The following is a 13,066-nucleotide window of genomic DNA, read 5'->3' as shown; positions in this document are numbered from 1 at the left end:
CTATGGACCCGGCCATGAACGATCACCACAACGCCGCACCGATGCATCGCATCGCCATGCCCCACGGGCACACCGCACTGGCGCCGTCGCCGGTCAAGATCGCCGCGCGCGGCCTGGACTTCTACTACGACAAGTACCACGCGCTGAAGAGCATCAACCTGGAAGTGCCGGAGAAGCGCGTCACCGCGCTGATCGGCCCGTCCGGCTGCGGCAAGTCCACCCTGCTGCGCATCTTCAACCGCATCTATGCGCTGTACCCGAAGCTGGAGGCACGCGGCGAAGTGATGCTGGACGGCGAGAACATCCTGTCGCCGAAGTACCCGATGAACCGCCTGCGCAGCAAGGTCGGCATGGTGTTCCAGAAGCCGGTGCCGTTCCCGATGACCATCTTCGAGAACGTCGCCTACGGCATCCGCCACCACGAGAAGCTGTCCAAGGCGGACATGGCCAACCGCGTCGAGCACGCGCTGCGCCAGGGTGCGTTGTGGGACGAGGTCAAGGACAAGCTCGGGCAGAGCGCGCTGGGCCTGTCCGGCGGCCAGCAGCAGCGCCTGTGCATCGCCCGCGCGGTGGCGCTGCGTCCGGACGTGCTGCTGCTCGACGAGCCGACCTCGGCGCTGGACCCGATCTCGACCAGCCGCATCGAGCAGCTGGTGGAAGAACTGAAGACCGACTACACCATCGTCATCGTCACCCACAACATGCAGCAGGCCGCGCGCGTGTCCGACTACACCGCCTTCATGTACCTGGGCGACCTGATCGAGCACGACCGCACCGAGATCATCTTCTCGCAGCCGAACAAGCAGCAGACCGAAGACTACATCACCGGCCGTTTCGGCTGAGCCGCCGCGGCCGCCGCTGCCTCGTCGCAGCGGCCGCGCCCGCCGCCCTCCGGGCGGGCGTCCGGCGACGCCAGCACCGCAGCGCCAGGCATGGCCGCGGCGACACCAACGCACCTATTGGACCTACGACATGAACACTCAGCCCAACGAGCACATCGTGAAGAGCTACGACGAAGAACAGCATCGCCTCGCCGCCGAGATCGTGCGCATGGGCGAAACCGCGGTGGCGCAGTTGGAAGCGGCGCTGGACGTGGTCGAACGCCGCGACGACAACGCCGCGCTGCGCATCGTCGTCAACGACGAAGCGATCGACGCGCTCGAGCACTCCATCAGCCATGACGTGATGCGCCTGGCGCTGCGCGGGCCGATGGCGCGCGACCTGCGCGAGATCCTGGCCGGCCTGCGCATTCCCGCCGACGTCGAACGCATCGGCGACTACGCCGCCAACGTCGCCAAGCGCTCGATCGCGCTGAACATGTCGCCGCCGATGCCGCAGACCCTAGGCCTGCGCCAGCTCGGCAAGCTCGCCGCCGAACAGGTGCGCGCGGCGCTGGCCGCCTACCAGCACAACGACGCCGACGCCGCGCTGCTGGTGCGCCAGGGCGACGCGCAGCTCGATGCGCAGTACACCGCGCTGTTCCGCGAGCTGCTGACCTACATGATGGAAGATCCGCGCAATATCACCCCGTGCACGCACCTGCTGTTCATGGCCAAGAACCTGGAGCGGATCGGCGACCACGCCACCAACATCGCCGAGAACGTGTGGTTCCTGGTGCACGGCGACCAGCCGCTGCCGCCGCGCGACAAGCGCGACGAAACCAGTTCCACCAGCGGCATCTGAAGCGTCGCGGGCGGACCGGCCGCACGCCGGTCGCCGCCCTCGCCTTTCCCCGGCTCCGTGCGCGTCGCGGAGCTTTTTCATTGCAGCATGGCATGAGGCCATGGCACGGCCGTGGCGCATGGCGCCTCCGTCCTGCCGCTACGCACGCGGGCGGCTCGCCTCTGGACGTGACAGCGATCGACGGCATCGCGAATGGCGGCCGTCTGCCGCCGGCCCGCGTTTGCGCCAGCCGCGCCGCCTGCTGCAGGCGCGATGGACGCGTCAGCGCAGCCCGAAGGTCCGCCTGAGCCCTTTCCCGAGCGGACCTGCGGGCAGGAAGCGGCGCAGCTTGGCCAGAAGCGCAGCCTCGCCGCGGGGCGTGTGGCGCATCTTCCATGTGCCCAGGGCGGCGTCGAGAATCGCGTCGACGACGCCGTCCGGCGCCGGCGCGTCCTGCACCTTTTGCCGGATGGCCTTCGACACCGTCGCACGTTCCTCGCCGTAGGCCGGGATGCTGGCCACGGCCTGGGGGCTGTTGAGCTCCAGGTTGGTCCTGGTGAAGGACGGCTCGACCAAGGACACACGGACGCCGAAGCGGCGAACTTCGTGATCCAGGGTTTCGGACAACCCCTCCACCGCATGCTTGGAGGCCGCATAGACCGCCATGTAGGGCGCGGGCAGAAAGCCCAGCACCGAGCTGACGTTGACGATCCGGCCGGACCGCCGCTCGCGCATGTGCGGCAGCACCGCCTGGATCGTGCGCAACAGGCCGAACAGGTTGGTCTCGAACACGGCCTGGGCCTCGACCACCGATGTTTCCTCCAGCGCACCGATCAAGGTCACGCCGGCACTGTTGACCAGCACGTCGATCGTGCCGGCTTGCGCGACGACGTTGCCGATCGCCCGTTGCACGGAGGCGTCGTCGCGCACATCCATTTCCACCAACGCAATGCCCGGCAACGCCTGTGCTTTTTCGACATCGCGGACGGTGCCGAACACACGGCACCCCCGCTCGGCGAAGGCCAGGGCGGCGGCGCGCCCGATGCCCGATGAAACGCCGGTCACGACAACGACCGTGGAATTCGACATGGCAGTTCCTTTCCTGTGGCGATAGAGGGCGACGGTCAGCGCTGTTGCACAGGCGCTGGCTTGATCTTGAACCAGATGGCGTACATGGCCGGCAGGAACACCAGCGTCAGCACCGTGCCGGCCAGCGTGCCGCCGATCAGGGTGTAGGCCAGCGTCCCCCAGAACACGGAATGGGTCAGCGGGATGAAGGCCAGCACCGCCGCCAGTGCCGTCAGGATCACCGGCCGCGCGCGCTGCACGGTGGCCTCGACCACGGCATCGAACGGACTCAAGCCGTCGCGTTCGTTGTGATGGATCTGCCCGATCAGGATCAAGGTGTTGCGCATCAGAATGCCCGACAGCGCGATCAGCCCGACCAGCGCGTTGATGCCGAACGGCTGCTGGAACAGCAGCAAGGTCGGCACCACGCCGATCAAGCCCAGCGGGCTGGTGGCGAACACCATGACCATGGCCGCGATCGAGCGCACCTGCAGAATGATGATGAGCAGGGTCAGCGCAATCATGATCGGGAACAACGGCAGCATCGCCGTCGTGGCCTTGGCCGATTCCTCGATGGAGCCGGCCTGTTCGACCCGATACCCGGACGGAAGCGCCGCGACGATCGGCTGCAACTGTTTCAGGACCGCGGTGGACACGTCCGGGGGTTGCAGCCCGTCGGCGATGTCGCCACGCACGGTGATGGCCGGGGTGCGGTCGCGGCGGCGCAGGATTGGATCCTCCATCCGCACCTCGACCTGGCCCACCTGCGACAGCGGGATGCGTTGCCCTGCCGAACCGACCAGGGTGAAGCCGCCGATCTTCGCAGGATCCAGGCGGATGTCGCCCGCCGCACGGCCGACCACCTGCACCGACCGGATATCCTCGCGCACCTCCGTCAACGGCACTCCGCTGAGCAGGAACTGCAGTTGCACGGCGACCGAATTGGAGGTCAGGCCGATCGCCTGCAGGCGCTCCTGATCGAGCGTGAAGTGCAGGGTCGGCACGCGCGTGCCCCAATCGGTGTTGACCGTGCGCAGCATCGGACTGGCGCGCATCACGCCTTCGACGCGATGCGCGATCGCACGCAGCGTGTCCGGGTCGGGTCCCATCACCCGATAGGCCACCGGAAACGGCGACGGTGGGCCGAACACGATCTGGGTGACGCGCACCCGCGCTTCGGGCACCAAGCCGTCGGCCACGGCGCGGCGCAGCCTGACCTTGAGGGCTTCCCGTTCCTTGTCGTCGCCGGCCAGCGCCACGACCTTGGCGAACGAGGGATCGGGCAGTTCCGGCGCCATCGCCAGGAAGAACCGCGGGGCGCCCTGGCCGATGTAGGCCGTCACGACCCTGGCTTCCTTCTGTCGCGCCAGCCACGCTTCGACCTTCGCCGTCGCGGCGCTGGTCTGCGCGATGGATGTGCCGTACGGCATCTGCACTTCGACCAGCACTTCCGGCCGGTCGGAGGTCGGGAAGAACTGTTTCTTGACCAGGCCCATGCCGACCACCGCCAGCACGAACGTTCCAAGCACCGCGCCGGCTACCAGCCACTTGCGGGCAATGACGCGGCCGAGCACCTGGCGGAAACGGTTGTAGCGAGGGGTGTCGTAGATGGCGGCATGCCCGCCCTCGATCTTCTGGATCTCCGGCAGCAGCTTCACGCCGAGGTAGGGAGTGAATGCCACCGCCACCACCCAGGACACGATCAGCGCGATGCCGACGATCCAGAACATGTTGCCGGTGTATTCGCCCGCGGTGGAGCGCGCGAACCCGTTGGGCATGAAGCCGATGGCGGTGACCAGCGTGCCGGACAGCATGGGCGCGGCCGTGTGGCTCCAGGCGTAGGCGGAGGCCTTGATGCGGCTGTAGCCCTCCTCCATCTTCACCACCATCATTTCGATGGCGATGATGGCATCGTCGACCAGCAGGCCCAGCGCCAGGATCAACGAGCCGAGCGTGATGCGGTCGAAGTTCTTGCCGGTGGCCGCCATGATGACGAACACCGCCGCCAGGGTCAGCGGCACCGCTGCCGCGACCACGACGCCGACGCGCCAACCCATGCTGAGGAAGCACACCACCATCACCACCAGCAGCGCGACGAAGAACTTGACCATGAACTCGTCGACCGCCGCGCGGATGTTCACCGCCTGATCGGTCACCTTGTCCAGGCGCATGCCCAGCGGCAGTGCCGCATTGATGCGGCCGACCTCCGCTTCCAGCACCTTGCCCAGATCGAGCCCGTTCCAGTCGTCGCGCATCACCACGCCCAGCAACAGCGCCGGCTCACCGTTGTTGCGCACCAGGAAAGTGGCCGGATCTTCGTAGCCACGCTCGACCGTCGCCACGTCCGACAGCTTCAATGTGCGGCCCTGCGCCACGATGGGCGTGCGGCGGATCTTGTCCAGCGTGTCGAGCGCACCGTCGAGGCGAACCACCACCTGCGGCCCCTGGGTCTCGATGGAACCGGCCGGCGTCAACGCGTTCTGGCCGTTCAGCGCAGCGAAGATCTCCTGCGGCGTGACCCCCAGCGTCGCCAGGCGGTCGTGCGAGAACGACACGAAGATGCGCTCGGGCTGCTCGCCGATGATGTTGACCTTCTTCACCCCGGGCACGTGCAGCAACTGCTGGCGCAGCGCCTCGGCATCGCGCACCAGCAGGCGCTGCGGTTCGCCCTTGGCCTTGAGCGCGAACAACGCGAAGGTCACGTCCGCATACTCGTCGTTGAGCATCGGCCCGATGACCCCGGCCGGCAACTTCCCGGCCTCGTCCCCCAGCTTCTTGCGCGCCTGGTAGAACTGCTCCTGGACTTGCGACGGCGGCGTTCTGTCGAGCAGCGACAGCATCGTGACCGCCAATCCCGGACGCGTATAGGTTTCCGCCCGGTCGTACCAGCGCAGTTCCTGCAGGCGCTTTTCCAGCGGCTCGGCGACCTGGTCCTGCATCTCCTGCGCGGTCGCGCCCGGCCAGGCGGTGACGACCGTCATCTGCTTGATCGTGAACGGCGGGTCTTCCGCGCGCCCGAGATGGAGAAACGCGACGATCCCCGCCACGGAAATCAGGAAGATCAGGAACAGGGTGATCGAGCGCTCGCGGACCGCGAGCGCGGAAAGGTTGAAACGCCCCTCGCTCATGGACGCGCTCCGACCGCGACCGCCGTGGCCTGCTCGATCGGCCTGACGATCTCGCTGGCATGCAGGAGATGCGCGCCCAGCGCCACCACCCGATCGCCGGCCCTGAGCTTGCCCGCCACCTGCACGGTGTCGTCCGCCACGCCGAGGACCTGCACGGGTCGCCAGGCCGTCCTTGCCGGCGTGCCCTCGATCGCCCAGACACCCGGCCCCTTGCCGGCGTCGAACAACGCGCCGATCGGCACCTGCAGGGCCTGCGAGGCATCGTCGCGGCCGGCGAGGTGCACGGTGACCGTGGCCCCGAGCGGCGCCTGGGCGAGCGCTCCGCCGAGCACGTAGCGGGCTTCGTACGTCCGCGTCGCTGGATCCGATGCATCCGACAGCTGGCGCAGGGTCGCCGGTACTGCCGCCTGCCGGTCGCCGCCGTACAGGGTCGCCTGCGCGATCGACCCGAGGGTCGGCCGCAACGTCTCGGGCAGATGCACGAGGGCTTCGCGCTGGCCCGCCCGCGCCAGACGCACGACCGGTTGCCCGGCACTGACCACCTGGCCGGGCTCGGCGAGCGTCTCGACCACCACGCCATCCGCATCGGCCAGCAGCAGCGCGTAAGCGGACGCGTTCCTGGCGACGTCGGCCTGCGCCTCGGCGGCCTTCAGCTGCGCCTGTGCCGCGTCGGCGGCGGCCTTGATCTGCGCGTAGGCGGAGGCGGAAACGGCGCCCTCGGCGACCAGGTCGCGATAACGCGCCTCGTCCTCGGCCGTCTGCCCGGCGCGCGCTTTCGCTGCCGCCACCGCCTCCTGCTGTGCACGTGCCTGCAGGCCGAGATCGACCGGATCCATGCGCATCAGCGGCTGCCCACGCCTGACGTTCTGTCCGGTATCGACCAGGCGTTCCAGCACCTTGCCGGGCACGCGGAACCCCAGGTCGCTCTGGATTCGCGCCGCCACCACGCCGGAGAACGACTGCGAGGACGCCGCGGCCGCGCGCACCACCGCGACCCGGACATGCGGCGCCTCGGTGCGCGGATCGGCGGAGTGATCGTTACCGCATGCGGTCAGGACAAGCGGGAACAGACAGACGACAGGTAAAGCGAACCGGCGCCGACGCATGGGAACCCTTCTGAGGAAGAACTGGCGCCCCCATTCTTTTACTTGTGACCAAATTAGTCAATAGTCATAGAGGCTCACTAAGGCGCCAGGCTCCGCAGGATCAGGCTGGACAACTGCGTCGTCGCATCCGCGACGTTGTCCAGGTTGTGCTGCAGCAACAGCGGATTGACGTATGGGCGCATGACCAGATAGATGGCGTTGACGGCCTCGTCCAGCGGGGTCTTGCGTTCGAATTCCCCCGCGTCGCGGCCATCGCGCACGATCTGCAGCACCAGCGCCTTCAGATGGGCCTCGTAGGCGCCGACCGCCGGCCACGACTCGCTGGCGGAGGTGGCGGCGAGGTCGTAGAGCTTGCGCTCCTGGAAGAACAGGTGGCTGCCGGCTTCCGCCAGCGCCTTGAACATCCGGCGCAGACGCTCCGCCGCCGCGGGAACATCGGCGACGGCGGCGTCGACCGCCACCATGATCGCGCTCAGACGATTGGAGCAGATGACCTCGCCGATCGCCTGCTTGGAATCGAAGAACTTGTAGATGTAGGCCTTGGAAAACCCGATCGCCTTGGCCAGCTCGGACACGGTGGTCTTGCCGTAACCGTAACGGCCGAAATAGTCGGTCGCCGCCTCGACGATCTGATCGCGGACGTCATGGTCCGAAGGTCCCCGCAGTTGCGGCGCAGACGTATGTGCTTTGCTCATTTTCGAAGCTTACGTAAGCCGCTCCAGCTTGACAACGAGTGACCGTTTCATAATATGGTCACGCCCTACCAAGCCCAAGGCCCCGCATGCTGCCCCGCCGCTCTCTCGCCCCGCTCCTCTGCGCCAGCGTGCTGGCAGGTTGCGCTGTCGGCCCGGACTATCACCGACCCGATGCGCCGATGCCTGCTCGCTACCTGGGCAAGGCGGCAACGGACCGCGGCGATGGCGCGCCGGCTGCCGATCTGGCGACGTGGTGGCAGGGCTTCGACGATCCCTTGCTGACCCACTTCGTCGGGCTGGCGATCGACCAGAACCTCGACATGGCCCAGGCCGCGGCCCGTGTTGCCCAGGCACGCGCCGCGCTGGGTGCCACCACGGCGACGTTGCTGCCGTCGGCGCAGATCAGCGGCTCGGCCGCGCGTGCCTATCAATCGGTCCAGACCCCACTCGGTCAGGTCCTTGCGGCCACGCCGGGTTTCGATCGCTGGGGCAATGCGGAGGAGGCCAACCTTGGCGCAAGCTGGGAGATCGACCTGTTCGGCGGCCTGCGCCGCGGCCGCGAGGCGGCGCTGGCCGATTACCAGGCCACGCATGCCGGTGCCGCGGCAACGCGGCTGGCCGTGGCGGCGCAGACCGCGGACCTCTACATCGCCATCCGTGGCTTGCAGACCCGCCTGGCGATCGCCGAGCGACAGGTACAGATCCAGCGCGACCTGGTGGCGAAAGTGCAGCGCCTGTACGACAAGGGACTGGCCGCCGATTACCAGCTCCGGCAAGCGGAAGGCGCGCTGGCAGGCGTGCAAGCGACCGTTCCCGCGCTGCAGACCGGCCTCGAAGCCGCCATGAACGCACTGGATGTGATGCTGGCCGTTCCGCCGGGAACGCATCGCGGCGAACTCAGCGCGCTCGCGCCGATTCCCTCGCCGCCACGGATCGCCGACATGGGCTCGCCCGCCGATCTGCTGCAGCGACGCCCGGACCTGATCGTGGCCGAACGCCGGCTCGCGGCGAGCAATGCGCGCATCGGTGCGGCGATCGCGGCGTACTACCCCACGTTTTCGCTCAGCGGCCTGCTGGGAAGCGCCACGGCGATTTCCGCCGGCCATCTGTTCGACGGCGGCGCGAACCAGGCGTCGGCCGTGTTGGGCCTGCGCTGGCGGCTGTTCGACTTCGGCCGCATCAACGCGCAGATCGCGCTCGCCAAGGGGCAGGATGCGGAAGCGCTGGCCGCCTACCGCCAGGCCGTTTTGCGCGCGACCGAGGACGTCGAGAACGCCTTGTCTGCCGTGCTCAACCGCGGCGAACAGAGCGCGAGGTTGACGCAAGGCGAAGCTGCGCTGTCCCGTGCCAGGCAATCCTCGTTCGCGGCGTATCAGCACGGGACCGCGAGCCTGATCGAGGTGCTGCAGGCCGACGCGACGCTGCTGCAGGCATCGGACGCGAGAGCCCAAGCGCAGGCCGACGCGGCGCATGCCGCCGTGGCGGCGTTCAGGGCACTGGGAGGCGGCTGGCAGCCCGTGCCCTCCGTCCCACCTGCAGCGACTGCAGCACGCTGAGGCGCGACTGCGCCGCGCGCGCCAGCACGGACAGCGTGCGCGGCGCAGCGACCGCATGTGCAATGCGCTTTGCCGCGGGCGAGCCGCAGCGGGTAGGCTTGGCCCAGCGCCGGCCGCCGCGGCTGGTGTCATCCCATCGCCAGGAGCCTGCCCATGTCCAGATCGCCCCGCCCGTCCCCTGCCCTCGCCGGTGCGGTCCTGCTCGGCGGCATCGGCCTGTCCGCCTCCGCCCTGGCCATGACCGATCTCGCCCAGGGCTATGCGCTCGGCGCGCAGGCTGCCGTCACCCCGCCGCAAAGCACCGAGGCGACCGCGCCGGCAACGCCCGCGCCACCGGCGCAGGCCAGGCAGGCCGCCGATCCGGCCAAGGCCAGCGAAGGCGGCTGCGGCGCCAAGGCCGGCGACGGCAGTTGCGGCGCGCACGCCCCGGCGGCGACGCCGGCCAAGCCCGAGGCGGCCGCTGGCGCCGCCACGCCCCAGGCCAAGCACGACGACAAGGCCATGGCCGAAGGCAAGTGCGGCGAGGGCAAATGCGGTGGCAGCCTCTGAACCGAGCCCCCTTGCTGCGGCCAGCGCCGGCCTCGGGCTGCGTCGCGGCTTGCTGCCGGAACTGCTGCAAGCACCAACCGATGCGTTCGATTTCCTCGAATGCGCGCCGGACAACTGGATCGGCGTCGGCGGCCGTCCCGGGGAACTGCTGCAGACGCTGAGCGCGCGGCATCCGCTCAGCTGCCACGGCCTGTCGCTGTCGCTCGGTGGCGTGGCCGCGCTGGACACCACCCTGCTGCTGCAGACCCGGCACTTCCTCGACCGGCACCGGGTCGCGTTGTACAGCGAACACCTCAGCTACAGCGCCGACGACGGCCAACTCTACGAACTGCTGCCGCTGCCGTTCACCGACGAAGCGGTGCGCCATGTCGGCGCACGCATCGCCCAGGTGCAGGACGCGCTTGGCCGGCGCATCGCGGTGGAGAACGTCTCCTACTACGCCGCGCCCGGCCAGGCGATGAGCGAAGCCGCCTTCGTGGCCGCGGTGCTGGACGAGGCCGACTGCGACCTGCTGCTGGACGTCAACAACGTGCACGTCAACGCCAGCAACCACGGCGACGACGCGCTGGCCTTTCTCGCCGCCATGCCCAGCGCACGCATCGCCTCGTACCACGTCGCCGGTCACCGCGACGACGCCGCCAGCGGCCTGAAGATCGATACCCACGCCGCGCCGGTGACCGATCCGGTGTGGACCCTGCTCGCCGCCGCCTATCGCCTGCACGGCGTGCGTCCGACCGTGCTCGAGCGCGACGGCCAGTTCCCGCCGCTGGGAGAACTGCTGGACGAAGTGCAGCGCATCCGCAGCGCGCAGGCGCAGGCGCCCAGCGCATGAGCGAGACCCTGCACGCGCAGCAGTTCGCCCTGACCCGGCATTTGCGCGATCCGCAGCGATACCCGCCGCCGGCCGACATCCCACCGCAGCGCCTGGCGGTGTACCGCGCCCTGTTCTTCGACAACCTGGCGCACTTGCTGGGCGGCCAGTTCCCGGTGCTGCGCGCCACCCTCGGCGACACCGACTGGACGGCACTGCTACGCGCGTTCTGCGCCGAGCACCGCGCCCGCACGCCGCTGTTCCCGCGCCTGGGCGGCGAACTGGTGGCGTTCCTGGAGCAGCGCGCGCCCGATCCGCAGCGTCCGTGGCTGGCCGAACTGGCGCACTACGAAACCGTGGAACTGCAGGTGCAGATCGACGATGCCGCGCTGCCGCCGCACGATCCGCACGGCGACCTGCTCGACGGCATCCCGCTGCTGTCGCCCTGGCTGCGCCTGCTGCGCTACCGCTGGCCGGTGCAGCGCATCGGCCCGGCCTGGCAGCCGGACGCGGCGCCGGCGCAGCCGACCTGCCTGCTGGCGCGGCGCGAGGCCGACGGGCAGGTGCGCTTCGCCGAACTGGCGCCGCTGGCCTACGCCGTGCTGGCGGCGCTGCAGCCCGGCACGCGCAGCGGACGAGCGCTGCTGCTCGACCTGGCCACCACCCACGGCCTGGCACCAGATGCCCTGCTGCACGAGGGTGCGGCGCTGCTGGAACGGCTGCGCGCGCAGGGCAGCGTGCTCGGCACGCGCCTGCCGGGATGACGCCGCGGCGGCCGGCGGCCGCGCTCTGCTAACCTTGGCGGATGAACGATTCGGTCGACAGCCCCTCGCAACCCCTGGTCATCACCCCGATGTCGCGGCGTTTCCGCGGCTATCTGCCGGTGGTGGTGGACGTGGAAACCGGCGGTTTTGACTGGAACAAGCACGCGCTGCTGGAGATCGCGGTGGTGCCGATCGAGATGGACGATTTCGGCCAGCTGTATCCCGGCGTCACCGCCAGCGCGCACGTGGTGCCGGCGCCCGGCACCCTGATCGATCCCAAGTCGCTGGAGGTCACCGGCATCGTCCTGGACCATCCGTTCCGCTTCGCCAAGCCCGAACGCGAGGCGCTGGACCACGTGTTCGCGCCGGTGCGCGCGGCAGTGAAGAAGTACGGTTGCCAGCGCGCCATCCTGGTCGGCCACAACGCCCATTTCGACCTCAACTTCCTCAATGCCACGGTCGCCCGCTGCGGCCACAAGCGCAATCCGTTCCACCCTTTCAGCGTGTTCGACACCGTCACCCTGGCCGGAATCGCCTACGGCCAGACCGTGCTGGCGCGCGCGGTGCAGGCCGCCGGTTTCGACTGGAACGCCGCCGACGCGCACAGCGCGGTCTACGACACCGAGCAGACCGCGCGCCTGTTCTGCAAGATCGCCAATGCCTGGCCGGCCCCGCCGGTCGCCGCAGCGCCATGAGCCGCGGCGCGCCTTGCACGGCACACGCGCGACGCCGTCGTGTTGGCCCGGCGACATTGCGCCCGAACGGCTGGTGATAACGCCGCACGCACGCCGGCAGTGCGCCGCATGACCCGCAACGTGCTATTCGTCTGCAGCCGCAATCGGCTGCGCAGCCCCACCGCGGAACAGGTGTTCGCCACCTGGCCCGGCGTGGAGACCGCCTCGGCCGGCGTCGACCACGACGCGGACACCCCGGTCACCCCGGAATTGCTGGAGTGGGCGAACATCGTCTTCGTCATGGAACCGCCGCACCGCGCCAAACTGTCGCGCCGGTTCAAGCGCCACCTCGGCCGCGCACGCATCGTCTGCCTGGACATCCCCGACGACTTCGCCCACATGGATCCGGCGCTGGTGCAGCTGCTGACCGCGTAAGGTATCGCGCCACCTGCCTGCGCGCTGATCCTGCGCTCGCTCGCCGGCATCCAGCGCGTCCGCGCATCGGCATCAGCGATGCGTGCGCGTACAAAGACCCTGTGCTTCCACAAGACAAGGCGCATCATGGCGGACGTGCCCCGCGAACGATCCACCCAGTGAAAACGACCGACGCCCTGTCCTTCCTGCGCGCGCATCAACCGATGCCCGACGACGACCAGCTCACCCAGCAGCTGATCGACGCCTACGACGCGGCGAGACGGCTGTTTCTCACCGCTCCCGAGCGCGCCGCGTTGCCGCTGTTCCTGCGCTCCTTCGGCCACGGCGATGGCTGGGGCGTCTACCCGCTGGTCGAGGACGTGTTCCTCGCCTGCGACCGCGCAGACGCCATCGCCGCGATCCGGGAGGCGCTGGACGATCCGGCGCTACCTGACGGTAGCCGCTACTGGGTCACGCAGTTGGCCGCCGCCTTTGCGGATCCGACCTTGCGCGAGGGGCTGGCCCTGTCGTTGCGGTCGGAACAGCCAGACACCCGCGAGGCAGCGCAGATGGCGCTGGAGATGCTGGACCACCACGCCACAGGCTGAACCGCGCGCCTGCGATGCACGCTACAAAGTA

General features: G+C 69.1%; 13 protein-coding genes. 9 read left to right on the top strand and 4 right to left on the bottom strand.

Going from position 1 to position 13,066, the window contains the following annotated elements; all coding sequences use genetic code 11:
- The first annotated feature begins 14 nt into the window (after positions 1-14).
- Both pstB and phoU read left to right on the top strand, forming a co-directional pair.
- Positions 15-842 (top strand): phosphate ABC transporter ATP-binding protein PstB, encoded by an 828-nt coding sequence (pstB, locus tag QN245_RS07495; RefSeq protein ID WP_160965748.1) that lies wholly within the window; start codon positions 15-17, stop codon positions 840-842.
- 130 nt (positions 843-972) lie between these two features.
- The gene (phoU, locus tag QN245_RS07490) at positions 973-1,683 is read left to right on the top strand and encodes a phosphate signaling complex protein PhoU (RefSeq protein WP_160945842.1); all 711 of its coding nucleotides are present in this window, start codon (positions 973-975) and stop codon (positions 1,681-1,683) included.
- A gap of 261 nt (positions 1,684-1,944) precedes the next feature.
- Here the strand turns inward: phoU and QN245_RS07485 are convergent, their stop codons facing one another.
- From QN245_RS07485 to QN245_RS07470, 4 genes are all read right to left on the bottom strand, one after another.
- The gene (locus QN245_RS07485) at positions 1,945-2,751 is read right to left on the bottom strand and encodes an oxidoreductase (RefSeq protein WP_317844968.1); all 807 of its coding nucleotides are present in this window, start codon (positions 2,749-2,751) and stop codon (positions 1,945-1,947) included.
- Between the two features lie 35 nt (positions 2,752-2,786).
- Positions 2,787-5,858 carry an efflux RND transporter permease subunit gene (locus QN245_RS07480; RefSeq protein WP_317844967.1) on the bottom strand — a complete coding sequence of 1,024 codons (3,072 nt, stop codon included), beginning with the start codon at positions 5,856-5,858 and terminating at the stop codon, positions 2,787-2,789.
- A complete protein-coding gene (locus tag QN245_RS07475; protein ID WP_317844966.1) occupies positions 5,855-6,964 on the bottom strand; it encodes an efflux RND transporter periplasmic adaptor subunit in 1,110 nt (369 codons plus the stop codon). The genes QN245_RS07480 and QN245_RS07475 overlap by 4 nt, the downstream gene beginning before the upstream one ends.
- A gap of 77 nt (positions 6,965-7,041) precedes the next feature.
- The gene (locus tag QN245_RS07470) at positions 7,042-7,659 is read right to left on the bottom strand and encodes a TetR/AcrR family transcriptional regulator (RefSeq protein WP_317844965.1); all 618 of its coding nucleotides are present in this window, start codon (positions 7,657-7,659) and stop codon (positions 7,042-7,044) included.
- An 86-nt stretch (positions 7,660-7,745) separates the two neighbouring features.
- On the opposite strand from QN245_RS07470, the gene QN245_RS07465 reads away from it, so the two are divergent.
- The 7 genes from QN245_RS07465 (at position 7,746) to QN245_RS07435 (ending at position 13,035) form a co-directional block, all read left to right on the top strand.
- Positions 7,746-9,215 carry an efflux transporter outer membrane subunit gene (locus QN245_RS07465; protein WP_317844964.1) on the top strand — a complete coding sequence of 490 codons (1,470 nt, stop codon included), beginning with the start codon at positions 7,746-7,748 and terminating at the stop codon, positions 9,213-9,215.
- A gap of 153 nt (positions 9,216-9,368) precedes the next feature.
- Complete coding sequence (locus tag QN245_RS07460) at positions 9,369-9,764, top strand: HvfA family oxazolone/thioamide-modified RiPP metallophore (RefSeq protein ID WP_160965736.1); 396 nt, start codon at positions 9,369-9,371, stop codon at positions 9,762-9,764.
- Entirely contained in the window at positions 9,751-10,596 is an 846-nt protein-coding gene (locus QN245_RS07455) for an HvfB family MNIO-type RiPP peptide maturase (protein WP_160965734.1), read from the top strand. The genes QN245_RS07460 and QN245_RS07455 overlap by 14 nt, the downstream gene beginning before the upstream one ends.
- Positions 10,593-11,339 carry an HvfC family RiPP maturation protein gene (locus QN245_RS07450; RefSeq protein ID WP_184447491.1) on the top strand — a complete coding sequence of 249 codons (747 nt, stop codon included), beginning with the start codon at positions 10,593-10,595 and terminating at the stop codon, positions 11,337-11,339. Before QN245_RS07455 ends, QN245_RS07450 begins: the two co-directional genes overlap by 4 nt.
- A 41-nt stretch (positions 11,340-11,380) precedes the next feature.
- A complete protein-coding gene (gene rnt, locus QN245_RS07445; protein WP_160965730.1) occupies positions 11,381-12,034 on the top strand; it encodes a ribonuclease T in 654 nt (217 codons plus the stop codon).
- Between the two features lie 108 nt (positions 12,035-12,142).
- Positions 12,143-12,448 (top strand): low molecular weight protein tyrosine phosphatase family protein, encoded by a 306-nt coding sequence (locus QN245_RS07440; RefSeq protein WP_184447490.1) that lies wholly within the window; start codon positions 12,143-12,145, stop codon positions 12,446-12,448.
- A 158-nt stretch (positions 12,449-12,606) separates the two neighbouring features.
- A complete protein-coding gene (locus tag QN245_RS07435; RefSeq protein ID WP_317844963.1) occupies positions 12,607-13,035 on the top strand; it encodes a hypothetical protein in 429 nt (142 codons plus the stop codon).
- Positions 13,036-13,066 lie beyond the last annotated feature (31 nt).

The organism is Xanthomonas rydalmerensis, from assembly GCF_033170385.1.
Lineage (GTDB): Bacteria > Pseudomonadota > Gammaproteobacteria > Xanthomonadales > Xanthomonadaceae > Xanthomonas_A > Xanthomonas_A rydalmerensis.
The sequence above is the reverse complement of the archived record's forward strand: the minus strand, read 5'-3'. Positions and strand labels throughout refer to the sequence as shown.

Bases quoted from the DNA above. Each gene is read 5' to 3' on its own strand.
- pstB (WP_160965748.1), top strand. From the start codon at position 15: ATGAACGATCACCACAACGCCGCACCGATGCATCGCATCGCCATGCCC.
- phoU (WP_160945842.1), top strand. From the start codon at position 973: ATGAACACTCAGCCCAACGAGCACATCGTGAAGAGCTACGACGAAGAA.
- QN245_RS07485 (WP_317844968.1), bottom strand. From the start codon at position 2,751: ATGTCGAATTCCACGGTCGTTGTCGTGACCGGCGTTTCATCGGGCATC.
- QN245_RS07480 (WP_317844967.1), bottom strand. From the start codon at position 5,858: ATGAGCGAGGGGCGTTTCAACCTTTCCGCGCTCGCGGTCCGCGAGCGC.
- QN245_RS07475 (WP_317844966.1), bottom strand. From the start codon at position 6,964: ATGCGTCGGCGCCGGTTCGCTTTACCTGTCGTCTGTCTGTTCCCGCTT.
- QN245_RS07470 (WP_317844965.1), bottom strand. From the start codon at position 7,659: ATGAGCAAAGCACATACGTCTGCGCCGCAACTGCGGGGACCTTCGGAC.
- QN245_RS07465 (WP_317844964.1), top strand. From the start codon at position 7,746: ATGCTGCCCCGCCGCTCTCTCGCCCCGCTCCTCTGCGCCAGCGTGCTG.
- QN245_RS07460 (WP_160965736.1), top strand. From the start codon at position 9,369: ATGTCCAGATCGCCCCGCCCGTCCCCTGCCCTCGCCGGTGCGGTCCTG.
- QN245_RS07450 (WP_184447491.1), top strand. From the start codon at position 10,593: ATGAGCGAGACCCTGCACGCGCAGCAGTTCGCCCTGACCCGGCATTTG.
- rnt (WP_160965730.1), top strand. From the start codon at position 11,381: ATGAACGATTCGGTCGACAGCCCCTCGCAACCCCTGGTCATCACCCCG.
- QN245_RS07440 (WP_184447490.1), top strand. From the start codon at position 12,143: ATGACCCGCAACGTGCTATTCGTCTGCAGCCGCAATCGGCTGCGCAGC.